16 protein-coding genes and 1 tRNA gene are annotated in these 18,823 nt (G+C 70.0%); 9 read left to right on the forward strand and 8 right to left on the reverse strand.

Features of this window, described 5'->3' with window-relative positions; genetic code table 11:
- The first annotated feature begins 75 nt into the window (after positions 1-75).
- The 3 genes from C503_RS0114965 to lipB are packed head-to-tail and all read left to right on the forward strand — an operon-like array spanning position 76 to position 2,331.
- Complete coding sequence (locus C503_RS0114965; RefSeq protein WP_018683028.1) at positions 76-954, forward strand: TIGR01777 family oxidoreductase; 879 nt, start codon at positions 76-78, stop codon at positions 952-954.
- Complete coding sequence (locus C503_RS0114970; RefSeq protein WP_018683029.1) at positions 951-1,574, forward strand: phosphatase PAP2 family protein; 624 nt, start codon at positions 951-953, stop codon at positions 1,572-1,574. The genes C503_RS0114965 and C503_RS0114970 overlap by 4 nt, the downstream gene beginning before the upstream one ends.
- 10 nt (positions 1,575-1,584) lie before the next feature.
- The gene (lipB, locus tag C503_RS0114975; RefSeq protein ID WP_018683030.1) at positions 1,585-2,331 is read left to right on the forward strand and encodes a lipoyl(octanoyl) transferase LipB; all 747 of its coding nucleotides are present in this window, start codon (positions 1,585-1,587) and stop codon (positions 2,329-2,331) included.
- A gap of 447 nt (positions 2,332-2,778) precedes the next feature.
- Here lipB and C503_RS0114980 read toward each other — a convergent pair whose 3' ends face one another.
- Complete coding sequence (locus C503_RS0114980) at positions 2,779-3,828, reverse strand: hypothetical protein (RefSeq protein ID WP_018683031.1); 1,050 nt, start codon at positions 3,826-3,828, stop codon at positions 2,779-2,781.
- A gap of 159 nt (positions 3,829-3,987) precedes the next feature.
- On the reverse strand, positions 3,988-5,061 hold the full coding sequence (locus C503_RS0114985) for a hypothetical protein (protein WP_156893233.1): 1,074 nt from the start codon (positions 5,059-5,061) through the stop codon (positions 3,988-3,990).
- A 64-nt stretch (positions 5,062-5,125) separates the two neighbouring features.
- Here C503_RS0114985 and C503_RS0114990 point away from each other — a divergent pair, with 64 nt between their 5' ends.
- The 5 genes from C503_RS0114990 to C503_RS0115010 all read left to right on the forward strand — a co-directional run bounded on the left by C503_RS0114990 (position 5,126) and on the right by C503_RS0115010 (position 11,033).
- Positions 5,126-6,031: an oxidoreductase gene (locus C503_RS0114990; RefSeq protein WP_018683033.1), complete on the forward strand. Its 906-nt coding sequence runs from the start codon at positions 5,126-5,128 to the stop codon at positions 6,029-6,031.
- 17 nt (positions 6,032-6,048) lie between these two features.
- Positions 6,049-7,050, forward strand: a complete 1,002-nt coding sequence (gene lipA, locus C503_RS0114995; RefSeq protein WP_018683034.1) for a lipoyl synthase — start codon at positions 6,049-6,051, stop codon at positions 7,048-7,050.
- A gap of 168 nt (positions 7,051-7,218) precedes the next feature.
- The gene (locus C503_RS39435) at positions 7,219-7,926 is read left to right on the forward strand and encodes a DedA family protein (RefSeq protein ID WP_051114835.1); all 708 of its coding nucleotides are present in this window, start codon (positions 7,219-7,221) and stop codon (positions 7,924-7,926) included.
- Between the two features lie 132 nt (positions 7,927-8,058).
- Positions 8,059-9,861 carry a trypsin-like serine peptidase gene (locus C503_RS43310; RefSeq protein WP_018683036.1) on the forward strand — a complete coding sequence of 601 codons (1,803 nt, stop codon included), beginning with the start codon at positions 8,059-8,061 and terminating at the stop codon, positions 9,859-9,861.
- Positions 9,862-10,010: 149 nt separating this feature from the next.
- Positions 10,011-11,033: a DUF6236 family protein gene (locus tag C503_RS0115010; protein ID WP_156893234.1), complete on the forward strand. Its 1,023-nt coding sequence runs from the start codon at positions 10,011-10,013 to the stop codon at positions 11,031-11,033.
- A gap of 67 nt (positions 11,034-11,100) precedes the next feature.
- Here the strand turns inward: C503_RS0115010 and C503_RS0115015 are convergent, their stop codons facing one another.
- The 5 genes from C503_RS0115015 to C503_RS0115035 form a co-directional block, all read right to left on the reverse strand.
- Positions 11,101-12,651: a pentapeptide repeat-containing protein gene (locus C503_RS0115015; RefSeq protein ID WP_018683038.1), complete on the reverse strand. Its 1,551-nt coding sequence runs from the start codon at positions 12,649-12,651 to the stop codon at positions 11,101-11,103.
- Between the two features lie 242 nt (positions 12,652-12,893).
- A complete protein-coding gene (locus C503_RS0115020; protein ID WP_018683039.1) occupies positions 12,894-13,262 on the reverse strand; it encodes a histone-like nucleoid-structuring protein Lsr2 in 369 nt (122 codons plus the stop codon).
- Positions 13,263-13,385: 123 nt separating this feature from the next.
- Positions 13,386-13,460: transfer RNA gene (locus C503_RS0115025), tRNA-Val, on the reverse strand.
- A 40-nt stretch (positions 13,461-13,500) separates the two neighbouring features.
- The gene (locus tag C503_RS0115030) at positions 13,501-13,959 is read right to left on the reverse strand and encodes a peroxiredoxin (RefSeq protein WP_018683040.1); all 459 of its coding nucleotides are present in this window, start codon (positions 13,957-13,959) and stop codon (positions 13,501-13,503) included.
- Positions 13,960-14,077: 118 nt separating this feature from the next.
- Positions 14,078-14,509 carry a DUF3052 domain-containing protein gene (locus C503_RS0115035; protein ID WP_018683041.1) on the reverse strand — a complete coding sequence of 144 codons (432 nt, stop codon included), beginning with the start codon at positions 14,507-14,509 and terminating at the stop codon, positions 14,078-14,080.
- 302 nt (positions 14,510-14,811) lie between these two features.
- On the opposite strand from C503_RS0115035, the gene aceE reads away from it, so the two are divergent.
- Positions 14,812-17,577, forward strand: a complete 2,766-nt coding sequence (aceE, locus tag C503_RS0115040) for a pyruvate dehydrogenase (acetyl-transferring), homodimeric type (protein WP_018683042.1) — start codon at positions 14,812-14,814, stop codon at positions 17,575-17,577.
- 91 nt (positions 17,578-17,668) lie between these two features.
- On the opposite strand, the gene C503_RS0115045 is transcribed toward aceE, so the two are convergent.
- Positions 17,669-18,292, reverse strand: a complete 624-nt coding sequence (locus C503_RS0115045; RefSeq protein WP_018683043.1) for a nicotinamide mononucleotide transporter family protein — start codon at positions 18,290-18,292, stop codon at positions 17,669-17,671.
- Positions 18,293-18,823 lie beyond the last annotated feature (531 nt).

Genomic DNA, 18,823 nt, shown 5'->3' on the forward strand with positions numbered 1-18,823 from the left:
CCGCGCGGGGGGCGGCTCTTCCGGCGTTCGGCACCCGGATGTGCGGGCACCGGTGATGTTCGGGACGATCGGCGCATGCGTGTCGTCGTCGCCGGGTCGTCCGGTCTCATCGGAACCGCCCTCGTGGCCGCCCTGCGCCGGGCCGGGGACGAGGTGCTGCGGCTGGTGCGCGGGCCCGCCCAGGCCCCGGACGAGCGCCGCTGGGACCCGCCCGCGGGCCGGATCGACGACGGCGCGGTGGCGGGCGCGGACGCGGTGGTGAACCTGTGCGGGGCCGGGATCGCCGACCGGCGCTGGAGCCAGGCCCGCAAGCAGGTGCTGCTGGACAGCCGGGTCGAGCCGACCGAGGTGCTGGCCGCCGCGGTCGCCGAGCACGGCGTGCCGGTACTGGTGAACGGGTCCGCGGTCGGCTACTACGGCGACACCGGGCCCGCCCCGGCCGACGAGCGCGCGGCCGCGGGCGAGGGTTTCCTGGCCGACATGTGCGTCCGCTGGGAGGCGGCGACCGAGGCCGCGGCGGGCGCCCGGGTGGTGCTGGCCAGGACCGCGCAGGTGCTGTCGAGCCGGGGCGGTCTGCTCGGCCCGTTGCGGCCGTTGTTCGCGCTGGGGCTGGGCGGCAGGCTCGGTGACGGCAGCCAGTTCATGCCGTGGATCCACCTGGACGACGAGGTGGCCGCGCTGGAGTTCCTGCTGCGCAACGACATCTCCGGCCCGGTCAACCTGGCCGGACCGACCCCGGCCACCAACGCCGAGTTCACCCGCGCGCTGGGCCGGGTCAAGCACCGGCCCGCGGTGTTCTCGGTGCCCACGTTCGCGCTGCGGGCGGTCACCGGGGACCTGGCCGACGAGATCACCCGCAGCCAGCACGTGCTGCCGGAGGTGTTGCGGGACAAGGGTTTCACCTTCCGGTACCGGACCGTGGCGGAGGCGTTGGCGGCCACCGAGGCGCGATGACCCGGCTGATGGCGGTCGGCCTGCTGTTGCTGGGCGCGTTCTTCCTGCTCGGCGCCGCGGTGTCCGGGCACACGCCGCCCGCGGTCGACGAGTTCGTGGCCCGGCACCTGGGCGCGGACTGGCAGGACACCACGGGACAGGTGGCGAACGGCATCAGCTACGTGCTCGGTCCCGTACTGCCCGGTGTGGCCGCGTTGGCGTTGGTCGTGGTGGCGCTTCTGATGCGCGGCAGACCGGGGTTGATGAGCCTGCTGCTGCGGTGCGTGTTGTTGTTGGCGGCCTGTCGGGCGGTGTCGTTGGTGAAGCCGTTGTTCGACCGGCAGCGCCCGCGCGACTACCCGGACTTCAGCTTCCCCAGTGGACACGTGGTGTCGGTCGCCTCGGTGGCCTTCACCGGGGTCGTGTTGTGCGCGTGGCTGGCGCGGCGGTATCTGCGGCTGGTTGTGGCCATCGCGGTCGCGGCTGTCGTGGTGATCGCCTTGTGCCGCATGCTGCTGGACGTGCACTGGCTGACGGACGTGTTCGGCGGCGCGTTGGGGGTGGTCGGCGTCGGGTTGTTGGTCGCTCCCCCGCTGCGGCTGCTCCCCGCCCGCGCACCGGTGGCGGCCACAGCGGCGTAGGGTCGGTCGGGTGAGCACTCCGGACATCTCCTGCCGCGCGACCACCGACCCGGTGACCGTGCGCGAGGTCGGCACGATCGACTATCTGGAGGCCTGGGACCTGCAACGGGAACTGGCCGAGGCCCGCGCCGACGGCACCGGCGGCGACACGCTGCTGCTGCTGGAACACCCCTCGGTCTACACGGCGGGCAAGCGCACGCTGCCCGAGGAGCACCCGGACGACGGCACCCCGGTCATCCCCGTCGACCGCGGCGGCAAGATCACCTGGCACGGCCCCGGACAGCTGGTCGGCTACCCGATCGTCAAGCTGGCCGACCCGGTCGACGTCGTCCAGTACGTGCGCCGGGTGGAGCAGGCGATGATCGAGGTGTGCGACCGGCTCGGCCTGCCAACCGGCCGCGTCGAGGGCCGCAGCGGCGTCTGGCTGCCCGCCGACGGCGACCGGCCGGAACGCAAGATCGCCGCACTCGGCATCCGGGTGCAGCGCGGGGTCACCATGCACGGCTTCGAGATCAACTGCGACGCCGACCTCGGCGCGTTCGACCGGATCATCCCGTGCGGCATCCGGGACGCGGGGGTCACCTCGCTGACGGCGGAGCTGGGCAGGCAGGTGACGGTGGCGGAGGTGCTGCCGATCGCCCGGGACGCCGTGCTCGCCGCGCTGGAGGGTGCGCTGCCGGTCACCGACCGATGGCTGCCCCGGCCGGAACCGTCCCTGCCGGGCGTCACGTTCGCGCTGAGCCCCGCGGCGGGTTGAGGGCTCCGCACCGCCCGACGGTGGGCAGCGGGTAGCCGGGGAAACCCACGGCAAGGGTTCTGTGGGGTTCCGGCGCGCCCGCGAACCACAGCTCCCCCGACTCCCAGACCGTCCCGAGCACGTCCACCGGGGTGGAGGCAGGCACGGCGGTCCGCTCGACCGCGTCAGTGGACAGTCGCAAGTGGACAGCAGCGTCGGCCGCGCCGCCCGAGGTGGCGGCCCATGCTCCAACCGCGCTCGTACCGGGTCCATTCGCTCGCACGGAGGAGACCCGGCAGTCGCCGTGGATCGGCGGTAGCGTCCCACCGATCACGATAGATCGGGATCAACGAGGCAAACCGACCAGGGCATCACCGTCCACACAGGCCAGTCGGCTCGACGGCCGGGAGCCGTGGGATCCGCCCGGATCCGGCCCGGGGTGTGGCGAACATCGCCGAAGCCGGGACGTCAGGCCGGGCCGAGGACGCGGGCGACGGTGACCATCGGGTAGCCGGGGAAGCCCACGGCGACCCGCCCGCCCGGCCGGGGCGCGCCCTTGATCCACAGGGCGCCGGTGGCGGTGACCGTGTTGGGCAGGTCCATCCCCACCTGGGCCAGCGCCAGGGTGACCGTGCCGCCTTCCGGAAGCCGGGCCGTGACCACCGCGTCGCGCACCCCGACCCGGTTCGGCGTGCACCGGTCGACGGTGGCCGTCGCGCGTGTCCACTCGCCCACGTCGAGCAGGCCGCGCAGTCGCCACTGGGCCGGGAGTCGGCGGTGCGGCCAGAGCATCGCCGCGCCGACGACGAGGGCTGCCGCCGCGCCCACCAGGTCCAGCGGCAGGTCCACGTGCCCGAGCCGGTCGAGAACCAGTCCGAACGCGACAAGCGGCGCGAGCAGCGGGATCACCAGGCGGACGATCCCCTGGCGGACGATCCCCGCCCACTGCACCGTCGGGTCGGCCGTCTCGCGCGCGGACACCGGCATCGGCTCCGGCCTGCCCGCCACCAGCCGCGCGGGCCACGCCTCGAACGACCCCTCGATCCGCACCGCCGCGATCCCCTTGCAGTCCGGTCCGACCACCCAGGCCCGCCCACTTCTGCGCAGCACCGCGCGGTGCGCCGGATACATGACCAGCGCCAGGCAGAAGGTCTGTTCCTCGGTCACCACTTCCACGACGCAACGCCGTTTGCGCGTGCTGAGCACCTCGACGCGCGCGGGCCGCCACGCGGTGGTGCTCAGCAGCTCGGTGGTCGCCCTGCGCTCGGCTCCGGACGACCGCAGCCACTTGATCCCGGTCGCCGTGTACAGGGCGGTCACCCCGGCCAACAGGATGCTGAACGGTCCGATCGCGTCCGCGACGTAGAACAGCAGGGCGCCGCACACGATCCCCACCGCCAGCGGCCGCAGCCCCCACCACGTACCCGGACGCAACCGGTAGCCGGACGCGGTGAACTCGTCGGCCAGCACCGGCCGGTCCAACGCGGGCACCGGCAGGACCACTTCGGCGGACGCCATGACACACCCCCAGATCGAGACTCCCGGAGCGGGATGATGATCGTCCGGGGGTGTGGCGGCCGTCAGGCGACGCGAGCCACGGTCGCCGACGCGTACCCCCGGGAAGCCGACCCCGACCCGCCCGCCGGACCGCACCTCGCCCCGCACCCACAGCGATTGTCAGGCCGGGTCGGGCCAGTCCGGGCCGACGACCCGGGCCAGGGTGACCATGGGGTAGCCGGGGAAGCCGACCGCGATCCGGCCGCCCGCGCGGGGCGTGCCGATGACCCAGGCGTTCTTGGTCTCCGCCATGGTGGCGACGAGGTCGACGCCCGGGTACCACATGTCCAGGACCGCCGTCGTGCCGTCCGGGTAGCGCACCCGCGCCCTGGGCCGGGGCGTCCCCGAGGACGTGACCGCCGCCTCCACCTTGACCCACCGGCCCGTGCGCAGCATCGAGGGCAGCCGCCAGAGGGCGAGCAGGCGTACGCACTTGCGCACCTGGAGCAGCCCGTAGAGCAGCACGCCCGCCACTCCGACGAGGAACATCTGCCGGGGCAACCGCGGGAACAGGTCGGTCGCGATGACGTACCCGAGCATCGGGGTGAGCGCCACGACCACCAGGGCCAGGAGGCTTCGGCGCTGCTTCACCGCGAGCCGCGTCGTGGGGTCGCGGGTCTCGAACCGGCGTTCCGGCAGCGGATCCGGCCGCCGCGTCGACCGGCGGGCGGGGAACGGGAGGTAGGAGCCCTCGACTCGCACCGCGGCGACCCCGGTCCGCTGGTCCGGCCCCGCGATCCAGCCCGTCCCGGTTCGGCGCAGCACACCCCGGTACAGCGAGAGCAGGCCCATCGCGCGCACCACGAAGACCTGGTCGCCGTCCGACACCTCCAGGCTCCGGGACTTGAGCAGCCGCAGCCGCACCGGCCGCCATGGAGTCGTGGCCAGCAGGGCGGGCATGGCCGCCATGGTCGCGTGCATCCGCCACAAGGTGACCGCGCTCAGCAACCGGTATAGACCGAACAGACAGCACCAGGCGACGGCCCACACGGTCGGCGCGGGGGCGAAGACCAGATCGACCACGACCAGGCAGGCCCAGAACACCGCGAGACCCAGGTGCACCGTCGCGGCCCGCGCCGCGTTCGGGAACGCGCGGAGCAGGGACGCGGTGACCTTGTCGGTCAGCACCGGCCGATCGAGCGCGGGCGCGGACACGACGACATCGGCGGACAGCATGGCAAACCCCCAGTACACGGCTGAGCGCCACCTCAGCGAACCGTGCTTACCCTCGGGTAACGGGTTGCTGAAGGGAGGACGAATGCGGTGGTCCGAGTCCGACATCCCACCCCAGGACGGCAGGACAGTGCTGGTCACCGGCGCCAACTCCGGGCTGGGCCTGCGCACCGCCCGGGTGCTCAGCTCGCGCGGCGCGCACGTGCTGATGGCGTGCCGGTCGCGGGAGCGGGGCCGGGCGGCGCTGGCGACCATCGACGGGCCCGCCGAGCTGCTGGACCTCGACCTCGCCGACCTGTCGTCGGTGCGCGCGGCCGCCGCCGAGGTCCGCGAACGCACCGGCGACCGGCTGCACGTGCTGATCAACAACGCCGGGGTGCTCGGCGGCGCGGGCCGGACCACGGTGGACGGCTTCGACCTGCGGTTCGGCACCAACCACCTGGGCCACGCGGCGCTGACCTGGCTGCTCATGCCCGCGTTGCGCGCCGTGCCGGGCGCGCGCGTGGTCACCGTGTCCAGCGTCGCCCACCGCGGTGGCAGGCTCGACCTCACCGAGCAGGCCCGCTCCGGTTACGCACAGTCCAAACTGGCCAACCTGGTGTTCGCGATGGAGCTGGACCGGCGGGCGGCGGCGGCCGGGCTCGACCTGGTCAGCGTCGCCGCGCACCCCGGGATCACCGCCACCGAGCTGGCGGGCAACACCGCGCTGCTGCACGTCGGCGGTGGGACGGGCCGTGCGGTGGCGGCGACGCTCCGGGCGGGATACCGCCTGGTCGGACAGTCCGCGGCGCGGGGCGCGCTGCCCCAGCTGTACGCCGCGACGGCCCCGGACGTGGTCGGCGGCGAGTACTTCGGACCGACCGGTCCGGGCGAGGCATTCGGCGGTCCGGGGCGCGCTCAACCGAGCAGAGCGGCCGTCGACCCGGCTCTTGGCCGGACATTGTGGGCGCGGACAGCCGAGCTGACCGGCGTTTCTCCGGATCCGGCGTAAAGGCGTAGCCTGACGGGGTGACAGTCGCGCCGGAGGGTCGGAAGATGCTGCGCCTGGAAGTGCGCAACAGCCAGACCCCGATCGAGAAGAAGCCGTCGTGGATCAAGACCCGGGCCAGGATGGGCCCGGAGTACCGCGAGCTGAAGGGCCTCGTCAAGCGCGAGGGCCTGCACACGGTGTGCGAAGAGGCGGGCTGTCCCAACATCTTCGAGTGCTGGGAAGACCGCGAGGCCACCTTCCTGATCGGCGGCGAGCAGTGCACCCGCCGCTGCGACTTCTGCCAGATCGACACCGGCCGCCCCGCCGACCTCGACCGCGACGAGCCGCGCCGGGTCGCCGAGTCCGTCCAGGCGATGGGCCTGCGCTACTCCACGATCACCGGCGTCGCCCGCGACGACCTGCCCGACGGCGGCGCGTGGCTGTACGCGGAGACCGTGCGCCAGATCCACGCGATCAACCCGGGCACCGGCGTCGAGCTGCTCATCCCGGACTTCAACGCCGAGCCGGACCAGCTGGCCGAGGTGTTCGGCTCGCGCCCGCAGGTGCTCGCGCACAACCTGGAGACGGTACCGCGGATCTTCAAGCGCATCCGCCCGGCGTTCCGCTACGAGCGCTCGCTGGCCGTGCTCACCGCGGCGCGGGCGGACGGGCTGGTCACCAAGTCGAACCTGATCCTGGGCATGGGCGAGACCGCAGACGAGGTCACCGCCGCGCTGCGGGACCTGCACGACGCGGGCTGCGACATCATCACCATCACCCAGTACCTGCGCCCCAGCCCCCGCCACCACCCCGTCGACCGGTGGGTGAAGCCGGAGGAGTTCCTCCAGCACAAGGAGACCGCCGAACGGATCGGGTTCGCGGGCGTCATGGCGGGCCCGCTGGTGCGCTCGTCCTACCGCGCCGGACGGCTGTACACGCAGGCCGTGGAGCACCGCGGGCAGCAGGTGCCGGAGAACCTGCGCCACCTGGCCGAGGCGGGCGAGTCCAGCCAGGAGATCACCGCCCTGCTCCGGCGCTGACCCCTAGGGGGATTACCCCCGTGGTCTGACCCCGATATCGGAGCACAGGCCGATACGCGAGCTATGCCCGATATGTCAGGATCTCCCTGTCTCGCGCGCACCGGGGAGCCGCGCGCGAGGACGGCACCGGACGGCCCGGTGCCGCTCTTGATCGAGGGGGATCCGGTCGTGGCCTTGCTTTCCGACGTCCTGGAGTGGTTGCAGGCATTACCCCAGCCCGCCCTGGTGGCCGCCACCGGCGGCCTGGTGCTCGCCGAGTGCACCATCGGCCTGGGCTTCATCGCCCCCGGCGAGGGCGGCCTGCTCATCGCCGCCACCACGGTGGACTCGGTCCCCCGCTTCCTGCTCCTGTGGGCGGTCGTCACCGTCTGCGCGGGCATCGGCGACTCCATCGGCTACCTCATCGGCCGCCGCTACGGCGTCCGCCTCCGCGAGACCAGACTGATCCGGAAGTACGGCGTCGACGGCTGGGACAAGGCCACCGACATCCTCCGCCGCCGCGGCGCCTGGGCAGTTTTCTTCGCCCGCTTCATGCCGGTCGTCCGCACCCTGACCCCCGCCGCCGCGGGCACCTCGGAACTGCCCTACCGCAAGTTCCTCCCCGCCGTGGTCGCGGGCGCGGCGTGCTGGTCGGCCGTCCACATCGGCATCGGCGCCGCCCTCGGCGAGGCCGCCCACCGCCTGGAGGACTACCTCAGCGGCGGCGCGTTGATCCTCCTGGGCGCGGTCGTGGTGACGGTCGTGACCATCCACCTGCTGAAGAGGCGCAGGAAGAACCGCGCGGCGCCCCAACCGCCCACTCCCGACGCAGTGCCTCAACCACCACCCACCCACCCGGCGGCCGACGACGACCCAGACCTCGAACCCGTCCGCTGACCCCACCGAAAGCCGAACGCGGCGAACCGGCGGTAGTCGGGAATTGTGTTATGGGGATCTGAGATACCCCAGGCGTGTTCGGCACAGGGCAGTCTTTTTACCGAATGGATACCCTGCCTTTCGGGAGCGACGATGCTCAAACGTCTGGTTCCGGTCGCCGTGCTGGTCGCGGCCGTGCTGGCGCCCGGTTCCCAGGTCGGTGCCGCCGAGCTGGGAAAACCCGCACCGATCCCGGCCGCACCCGGCGCCGGGGTGCTGCATTCGGGCGCCGCGGTCACCGCGGACACCGCGATTCGCTATGGGAATACTGGTAATGTGTGGCGGTCCGAGATCAAAGTCCCGGGCGCCACTTATGTGAAAGTGCATTTCGCGCCGTTGAAACTCGTCGGCGACGACTACGTGACCGTCTCGTCCCCGGACGGCCGCGAGAACTACACCTACTACGCCGACCGCGCGAAGAGCTCGCCGTCCACCGAACACGGCGTGCCGGGCTTCGCGGCGATGTCGGTCGACGGTGACACCGCGGTGGTCACCCTGCACGCCACCGGCCCGCGCGACGGCGACCGGCTGACCCGGCAGGGCTTCGGCACCCGGGTGACCCGCTACGACCGCGGCTACGGCGACACCGAGTTCGCCGCGAACAACCCGACCACGATGAGCGTGTGCGGCAACGACGCCCGCCGGGACGTGGTCTGTTACCAGACCAGCCACCCCACCGAGTACGCGCGCTCGAACGCCGTCGCACGGCAGCTGGTCGACGGCATCGGCTCCTGCACCGCGTGGCGGGTCGGCAACACCAACCGGATGCTGACCAACTTCCACTGCATCGGTAGCGCTGCCGAGCTGAAGTCCAGCGAGTTCCAGTTCGACTACCAGTGCGCCACGTGCGGTGGGAACAACCCGCGCACGGGAACCAAGGTCAGCGGCCAGGACCTGATCCGGTCCAGCACGTTGCAGCAGTTGGACTACACGCTGTTCAGCGTCACCAACTTCGAGAGCATCCGCCAGTACGGGACTCTCTACCTGGACGTGCGCGAACCCACCGCGAACGAGCGGATCTACATCGCGGGCCACGGCGACATCAAGCCCAAGCGGATGTCCATCTACGAGGACACCGAGGGCGGCGCCGTCTGCAAGATCGACGTCGTGTCCTCCGGCGTGAACACCGGCTACCGCTGCGACTCCTCCGGCGGCAACTCCGGCTCCCCGGTCCTCGCGGGCTCCTCGCACAAGGTGATCGCCCTGCACCACCTGGGCGGCTGCCCGAACTGGGGCACCCGGATCACCCTGGTGTACAACGAGATCCGCGGCGACATCGACAACAACTCCGGCCCCACCGTGCCACCGGGCGAGATCTCCGTGCAACCGTCCTCGGGCAGCACCACACCCGGCACCACGTTGACCGCCACCGTGCAGACCCCGTCCGGCAGCGGGCAGTACGCCCTCAGCGCCACCGGCGCGCCCACCGGGACCACGGCGACCTTCTCGCCGTCGACCGTCCAGGCCGGACAGAGCTCGACCCTCACCCTGTCCACATCGGCCACCACACCACCGGGCACCTACCAGCTGACCGTGACGGCGACCGGCACCACCACCTCGTCGGCGACCTACGTCCTCACCGTGCAGGGCACCACCCCGTCCTGCCCGAACATGAAGGTCACCAAGACGGGCACCCTGTCCGCGGGCGGCACCGCCATCCAGCCGGACGGGTCGTTCTTCCAGACCACGACCTCCGGCCAGCACCAGGCATGCCTGACTCCCCCGGCGGGCGCGACATTCGCCCTGGCCCTGCAGAAGTGGAACGGCTCCGGCTGGCCCACCGTCGCCCAGGGCACGACCACCCTGTCCTACAACGGCGCCGCGGGCTACTACCGCTACCAGATCAAGGCCACCACCGGCAGCGGCCAGTACACCCTCGGCTACAACGCCCCCTGACAGAACACGTGGGCCTGCCCGGCAATCCGGGCAGGCCCACGCCCACCAGCACGATGACGCCCGGCATCGCCGCCGATATCACCGCGAGCCCGGTACCCTTGCACCCCTCTGACCAGTGCACCATGGGGCATGGATCGAAAGGGGCTTGCATGGCCGGAATGCTGTATTACCCGTTCATCAATGTCCCGGAGCCTGTCGCGTACCGCGCCATGTTGTACTGCGACCACCTGGCAACGATCCGACCGGTCTCGATGGATCCGCATCTGGAAAGCCGTATACGCCATGGCTTCGGCCCCAACGCGTTCGCGGACGGGTTCTACGAGCCGATCTCCTTGCTGAAGGATGGCGACGAGTTCGATCTGGATCGCATGGATCAAGGATGGTCGGGAGTACTCGACAAAATACTGGACCTGCCCGCGGACGATCTTCTCGTACCAGAAAACGTCGACCTGCCTTATTGGTCTGTGATTCTCCATGGAAAGCTCGGCTCCGCCATCGAGAGTGCCTTGGTCGACGCAGGCCTGGCGCGCCGCCCCGGAGGGCGCGACGAAGTGCTGGCCGTATCACCTACAGTACAAATGATGGTGATCTCGGCGCTGGTCGACACCGTGGTGCGAGCGCGACCGGATCTGAGACCGCACACGGACCGCCAGTCCGCGCACGACCTCGCCATCGGCGAACACGACCACTGGCCCGAATTCCACTCGGCCAATCACTTCTGGATCATCGAACTGGGAGACAGCCTCCCCGTCCCCGCACCCGGAACGCCTCTGGATCAGGTGTGGGAGTTCCGCGTCAAATACGACAATGAGCGGCAAAGGCTCGTCGCGACGGTGGACAAGTTCATCGAATCACTACGATCCTTCCACCCCGACCACGGCAACACCATCCGCCGCCTACACACCGAAGTCCGCCACGCCAGAGACGACATGACGGCAGCGGGCAAGGCATCCCGAATAAGCTGGATCAAACGCTCCCTCTACACCTCGATCGCCATCGGCGTCGGCTACCTCGGCTCCAAGATCTCCCCCGACCTGGGCTGGCTGACCGGAATCATCGGGGGCGCCGCCGTCAACCTCGGCACAACTCCAGGGCACCGATACGAACGCGACCCAATCGACGTCTCATACCTGCACCGCCTCGACAAGGAAATCGGGAACTCCCCCGCCTGAGGCAGCAGTCGTGGCACACGGTCAACCGACTCCTGCGCCGAGCAGAGTCGGGAACGATCGTGGAGCTTTACCGCTTCACCCGCGCCCGTACTGCCAGCGCAGCCAGAGCCAACAGGATCGGCCCGAGGTAGCACAACAGTAAAACCACCCACTCTCCTGCTGTGGTAACCGGTTTGCCCGGTGCCCTGATGAGTGAGGTGGCGGACTCCAGCGACATGAGCAGGCCATGCGACCAACGACCCGGGAATGACAACCCCGCCACGGGCGTGTTTGGTGGGATTCCCCAAAGGGCGAAGTACACCGAGGTGAGCAGCACTAGGAGACCGAACAGCGCCAGCGCCCGCCACGCCCGCAGACCGTAGCCGGAGACGAACCAGTAGGCAGTCAGCAGCGCATACTCGACGCGGGCCGAGCGACGTGTCTGCCGTGGTGAGGCCGCAGCCACATCCCCGCGCAGCAGTGCCTTGAATCCCGCCCGGCGCATCTCCATCTCGCCGTAGTAGAAATCAGCCGCACCCGGCTCGTCCTTGGCATCCTCTCGCGACTTCCGGAGACCACGATAGGTCTCGGCGATGCGCGCAGGCGACTGCGCTGGATGCGGGTTCCCGACATCGGTGTCCGCCCAGGCGTGCGGCTGCGTTGCTGGGCCGTACCAGTCCCGCTGCCGCTTTCCCTCGTGGTGCCGGGCCCGCCAATGGTGCTCTTCGGCGACGGTGAGCCGACTCGTCCATCGCCAGTTCGCCGGGGTACGCGCGAGAAGATCGGCGCCTTCGAGGCGAAGCTTGTCCAGGTTATGAGCTTCGATCAGACGGCATGCGGCGATCGAGACGTCGGCGATGGTCAGCTTGTCGACGTTGGCCCCGATTAGTGATGTCAACCTCGGGATGCGCCTACTCAGCTTCCTATTTGCCTCCGAGAACGGGATTGGCTCAATCCAGTCGGACCGGCAGGCCAGCGTGCTAGGTTCGCCGAATATCGCTCCGCTGAGATCAGCATCCGCGCCTGCCAGCCGGAGACGTACACCAGCGCGCCAGTTCGTCTTCTTGGAGACGAGCTCATGGGTGACGATATCGGCTTCGAGCGGCCCGTCGAAGACGGCACCGGACAGGTTGACTTGGCGCGCAGCCAAGAGACTCGCCCAGGTCGACGGCTCAAGGAAGTGGCTATCCGAGAGGTCGAACACTTCTCCGACGATCGTGTATCCCATCTCAAGACCTTTGGCGAACCGGCACTGCGTCAACGAAACACTCGCGCCCACCTCGCAGAGCAAATAGCATGATTCCTCGAACGACGCATTATGAAATGTGACACTCTTCTCGAACTTTGCCCCATTAAAGACGGCCGGACCGCGAAACGTTGCCAGCTCGAAGCCTGCTCCGCCAAACGCGGCGCCTTTAAAGAAGGCCCGATCAGCGAAGGTCGTTTTCGTGAATATCGCACCACGCTTGAATGTCGTAGTACCAAAGTTGGCATCCACCTCGAAGGAGGCCTCGCGAAAAATGGCCTGCCCTGCAAACACGGCATCGGCAAAGGTTGCCCGCATGCCACCGAAGTCGACCTTCGAAAAGTCGGCGTCCTCTGTGAACACCGCGGCCGTGACGTCCAGGTTGCTGAGCATGCGGCGGCCCCGTTTGTCAGAAGGCAGCCGAGAAAGAACCTGACCGAGGAGATCGGCATCGACACGGACTCCCCGCAAGCAGTCCCATCGACCACTCGCTAGCACGCTGCGACGATGCGCGTCCGGCAGATGCCCAACACAGAGTTCCCGCCCCTCAGCCCGCACACCGCGACAGCCTTCAGCAGTGCACGTGGGCCAATGGTAAGGATCAGCAGCCTCCGAGGCGGACGCGCCAGCGGTCATCAGGCCTTGGCTGCCCGCTTCGGTGCGACGACGTGTGCTTCCTCGAACGCCTCGATGACCCCGGTCGAGAGCCGCCCACGGTCGGAGATGTCGTGACCGTTCTGCCTGGCCCAGTCACGGATGGCCTTGGTCTGCTCCTTGCTGCGAGCCTCCCCTGCGGGCTTGGCAAGGGAAATATTCTTCCGCCCACCGGTGGACCGCGCGGCCGCGACGAACTCACCGAACCGCGCGCGCAGGCGTTCGGCGTTGGGCGCGGCCAAGTCGATCACGTAGGTGGCACCATCCAGGCCGAACTCCACAGTGGAGACGTCCTCGCCGCTGTAGCCGTCAAGATCGTCGACGAGTCGCACGATCGTCTTCTTCGCCATGGACACCTTCGCTACGTCAGCGGACAGTCGGTCCGGACGCTAGCAGTGGTTGCCGATGGTTTCGGTGTACCACGCCGCCGGTCACCACCACGCCGAGAGCGAACGTGATCAGGGAATACTCGATGGTGGGCGCAGCAGGATTCGAACCTGCGACCGCTCGGGTGTAAACCGAGTGCTCTCCCGCTGAGCTATGCGCCCGGGTGCCCGGCGGCGTTGCCCCCGCCGGGTCCGGTGAAACCTACAGCGCGGCCACGGCCTTCTTCCAGGCGTCCTGGTCGCGGGCCTCGCCCGGCTGGTTGATCTCCGCGTAGCGGACCGTGCCGGTGGTGTCGATCAGGAACGTGCCCCGGTTGGCCAGGCCCGCGGCCTCGTTGAAGACGCCGTAGGTCTTGGCGACCTCGCCGTGCGGCCAGAAGTCGGACAGCAGGGGGAACTGGTAGCCCTGCTGGTCGGCCCAGGCCTTCAGGCTGAACGGGGTGTCCACGGACACGCCGACGACCTGGACGTTGCCGTCGGAGTAGGTGGCCAGCTCGTCGCGCACCTGGCAGAGCTCGCCCTGGCAGATGCCGCTGAAGGCGAACGGGTAGAACACCAGCAGGACGTTCTTCTCGCCCTGGAAGCCCGACAGCGTGACCGGCTGCTTGTTGTAGTCGTTGAGCGTGAAGTCCGGGGCCTTCGAACCGACCTCGACCGCCATACCGGGCATCCTCCTGGCTGGGGGGCGCGGACCGGGAGGCCCGTGCCGTGGGAGAGCTGTGCGAGGCCAGCCTAGGCCACCCGAGCGGGGGAACGCCCGGGTGACCGTCGGGTGGGAGTCAGCGCTTGGTCTTCACCGACTTGGGGGACACCAGCCTGGTGCCCGACCAGTCCGGTCCGACGCTGACGCTGGAGGTCCTGGCGAGTCCAGCGGTGGGCACCGCCTCGGCGATGTCGCTCGGCTCGACGTGCCCCGGCCTGCCCGTCTTGGGGGTCAGCACCCAGATCACGCCCTCGTCGGCGAGCGGTCCGATCGCGTCCATCAGCGTGTCCACGAGGTCTCCGTCGTCCTCGCGCCACCACAGCAGGACGACGTCAACGACATCGTCGGCGTCCTCGTCCAGGAGATCGGCGCCGATGCGCCTCTCGACTGCCTCACGCAGGGCGTCGTCGACGTCCTCGTCCCAGCCGAGTTCCTGGACCACGGCGCCAGCCTCGATCCCCAGCTTGTCGGCGACGTCGGTGTTCCCGGCGTCTCCCGCGGCCACCACGGTGTCACTCCTCCAGTTGTGCCTGGCGCGGTCCCGGCCCGCCAATCAGGGCCTTCGACCGCGTTGTACCTGTTCGGTTAGGCGATAGCGAACACTGACAGTGGCCACCTGCGCAACCGTCCGCTGTTCGACACGCCGCCGGAAGGGGGTTCCCGCCGAGCGGTGCGAGCAAGCCGACACCCCTATACCGACCAGTAGGGATGACGTCCGGCCCGGACTCGGGACAACATGGCAGAGTGTCCCCCGCGCGCGTGATATCGCGCGCGCGAAATCTTGTCCTCGATCCAGGCTGGAGCTCCGAGTTGGCCACGCAGAACAACCAGCCCACCCCCGAGCGCGTCCGCGTCATCCGCGACGGCCTCGCCGCCCACCTGCCGGACATCGACCCGGAGGAGACCGCGGAATGGCTGGAGTCCTTCGACGCCGCGTTGCAGGGGGGCGGGCAGCAGCGCGCCCGCTACCTGATGCTGAGGCTGCTGGAGCGGGCCCGGGAGAGCCGCGTCGGGGTCCCGGCCCTGACCAGCACCGACTATGTCAACACCATCCCGACCGAGCAGGAGCCCTGGTTCCCGGGCGACGAGGAGGTCGAGCGCCGCTACCGGGCCTGGGTCCGGTGGAACGCGGCGATGACGGTGCACCGGGCGCAGCGGCCGGGTGTCGGCGTGGGTGGTCACATCTCCACCTACGCCTCCTCCGCGACCCTCTACGAGGTGGGCTTCAACTGGTTCTTCCGGGGCAAGGACCACCCGGGCGGCGGTGACCAGATCTACGTGCAGGGCCACGCCTCCCCCGGCATCTACGCCCGCGCGTTCCTCGAAGGCCGCCTGTCGACCTCGCAGCTGGACGGGTTCCGGCAGGAGCTCTCGCACGCCGGTCCGGGCGGCGGGCTGCCGTCGTACCCGCACCCGCGGCTGATGCCGGACTTCTGGGAGTTCCCGACCGTCTCCATGGGCCTTGGCCCGATGAACGCCATCTACCAGGCGCGGTTCAACCGTTACCTGCGCGACCGAGGTATCAAGGACACCTCGGACCAGCGAGTATGGGCGTTCCTCGGCGACGGCGAGATGGACGAGGCGGAGTCGCGCGGTCTGGTGCACGTGGCCGCCAACGAGGGCCTGGACAACCTCACCTTCGTGATCAACTGCAACCTGCAGCGCCTGGACGGACCGGTGCGCGGCAACGGCAAGATCATCCAGGAGCTGGAGTCGTTCTTCCGCGGCGCAGGCTGGAACGTCATCAAGGTGATCTGGGGCCGCGAGTGGGACTCGCTGCTGCACGCCGACCGGGACGGCGCGCTGATCAACCTGATGAACACCACGCCGGACGGCGACTACCAGACGTACAAGGCCAACGACGGCGCGTTCGTCCGCGAGCACTTCTTCGGCCGTGACCCGCGGACCAAGGAGCTGGTCACGCCGATGAGCGACCAGGAGATCTGGAACCTCAAGCGCGGCGGTCACGACTACCGCAAGGTGTTCGCGGCCTACCAGGCGGCGATCGACCACGTGGGCCAGCCGACGGTCATCCTGGCCAAGACGATCAAGGGCTACAACCTGGGCCCGCACTTCGAGGCGCGCAACGCCACGCACCAGATGAAGAAGATGACCCTGGAGGACCTCAAGGCCTTCCGGGACACGCTGCGCATCCCGATCCCGGACGCGGAGCTGGAGCGCGACCCCTACCTGCCGCCGTACTACCACCCCGGCCAGGACTCGCCGGAGATCCGGTACCTGCAGGAGCGGCGCCGCCAGCTGGGCGGCTACCTGCCCGAGCGCCGCCACAAGGCGAAGGCGCTGACGCTGCCCGGCGACAAGGTCTACGACGTGCTCAAGCGCGGGTCCGGCAAGCAGGAGGTCGCCACCACGATGGCGTTCGTCCGGCTGGTGCGCGACCTGGCCAAGGACCCGGAGGTCGGGCCGCGGCTGGTGCCGATCATCCCGGACGAGGCGCGCACGTTCGGCATGGACTCGATGTTCCCGACGCAGAAGATCTACAACCCGCTGGGCCAGCTCTACACCTCGGTCGACGCGTCGCTGATGCTGTCGTACAAGGAGAGCGAGCAGGGCCAGATCCTGCACGAGGGCATCAACGAGGCGGGGTCCACCGCGTCGTTCACCGCCGCGGGCACCTCGTACGCCACGCACGGCGAGCCGATGATCCCGATCTACATCTTCTACTCGATGTTCGGCTTCCAGCGCACCGGCGACGGCCTGTGGGCGGCGGCCGACCAGATGGCGCGCGGGTTCGTGCTGGGCGCCACCGCGGGCCGCACCACGCTGACCGGCGAGGGCCTGCAGCACAACGACGGGCACTCGCTGCTGCTGGCGGCGACCAACCCGGCCGTGGTGGCCTACGACGCGGCATGGTCGTTCGAGCTCGCGCACATCGTCAAGGACGGCCTGCGTCGCATGTACGGCGAGCAGGCGGAGGACATCTACTACTACCTGACCATCTACAACGAGCCCTACCAGCAGCCCGCGGAGCCCGCGAACCTCGACGTCGAGGGCCTGCTGCGGGGCCTGTACCGGTACCTGGAGGCACCGGCGGGCGACGGGCCGCGGGCGCGGATCCTGGTGTCCGGCGTCACCATGCCGTCGGCGATCAGGGCGCAGAAGATCCTCGCCGACGAGTGGGGTGTGCGGGCCGAGATCTGGTCGGCGACCTCGTGGTCGGAGCTGCGCCGGGACGCGGTCGAGATCGAGCGGCACAACCTGCTGCACCCGGAGGCCGAGCCGCGGGTGCCGTACGTCACCTCGGTGCTGTCCGAGGGGGTCGGCCCGGTGGTCGCGGTGTCCGACTGGATGAGCGCGGTGCCGGACCTGATCCGCCCGTGGGTGCCCACCGACATGCTCACCCTGGGCACCGACGGGTTCGGCTTCTCCGACACCCGTCCGGCCGCGCGCAGGCACTTCCTGGTCGACGCCGAGTCGATCACCGTGGGGGTGCTGGCCGCGCTGGCCCGGCGCGGCGAGGTGCCGCAGTCGTCGGTGGTGGAGGCCGCGCGCCGCTACCGCATCGACGACGTGGCCGCCGCCGGTCCGCAGACCTCGGACCCCGGTTCGGCCTGAGCCACCCGGGCACGGGGGCGAGGTTCCTGCCTCGCCCCCGTGCCCGTCGCCCCCGTGCCCGTCGCCCCCGTGCCCGTCGGACCCGTGCCCGTCAGACCGGGGCGCCGACCCGCTGCCGGGCCGCCGAGCGGTACCAGCTGAACCAGCCGTAGACCACCATCGCGGCGAACGCGATGTACACCAGGGCGCTGAAGAACAGGCCGGACGACAGCTGCAGCGGCACGCCGACCGCGTCGACCACCAGCCACACCAGCCAGAACTCCACCAGCCCCCAGGCCTGCAGGCCGAACGCCAGCACGGTGCCGATGAAGATCGCCGCGTCCGGCCACGGCGCCCACGAACCGCCGACGGCCTCCAGCAGCAACGCGAACCCGACCGTGCCCGCCGCGAACGCGACCGCCACCACGGTCAGCTCGCGCGCCGTCGCCCGGCGCACCGCCACCCCGAACACCGGGTCCCGCCGCCGCGCCCACGCCCACCAGCCGTAGACCGCGATCAAGCCGACCACGACCTGCCGCACCGCCAGGCCGCCCAGGTCGGCCGAGACGTAGACGGTGAACAGCAGCGCCACGGACACCAGCTGCACCGGCCACGTCCACAACGTCCGCCGCTGCGCGAGGAACACCACCGCCAGCGCGAACACCTGCCCGAACAGCTCCGCGTAGGCGATCCGCTGGCCGAACACGGTGATCCCGTACTCCTGCAACACGTGCACGCGCGCCTCCTCACCCGCCCCCAAACCGTACGTCGGCGGAACACCACCGCTCGCGACCTTGTTCCCGCGACCCGCGTGATCCCACTCCTGCCCGGCAAAGTGCCACGAAAGGGGGAACTAGGTCGCCTCGCCTGGCACCCGCCCGAGCCACGTTCCATAGTGGAAACACCGGTGGGGACCGGGGAGATGGGCCGCCCGACATCGAGCGCACCGACATGTCGGGCGGCCCGCCCGGATTCCGGGTTTCCCCTGCTCGCGCTTCGCGCTTCGCTGGGGAATCCGGTCATTGTCTCTGGGGGCCGAGCCCCCAGACCCCCACGGTGCGGGCTCCGCACCTGGGCGAGCGTGGTGGCGAATCGTCTGACCAGCAATCTGTGGGCATCCGGGATTTCGCCGATCGAACTCCTGCCGCGGTGTGTGCTTCTCGTCTTGAGGCGGTGTGTGCTTCTCGTCTTGAGTTTGCTGTCGCGGGCGGCTGTGGGGCGGCTAGGTGGCGTGGGTGTGGGGGGTGGGGCGTGCGATTGTTGTGGG

This window comes from Actinokineospora enzanensis DSM 44649, from assembly GCF_000374445.1.
Classification (GTDB): domain Bacteria; phylum Actinomycetota; class Actinomycetes; order Mycobacteriales; family Pseudonocardiaceae; genus Actinokineospora; species Actinokineospora enzanensis.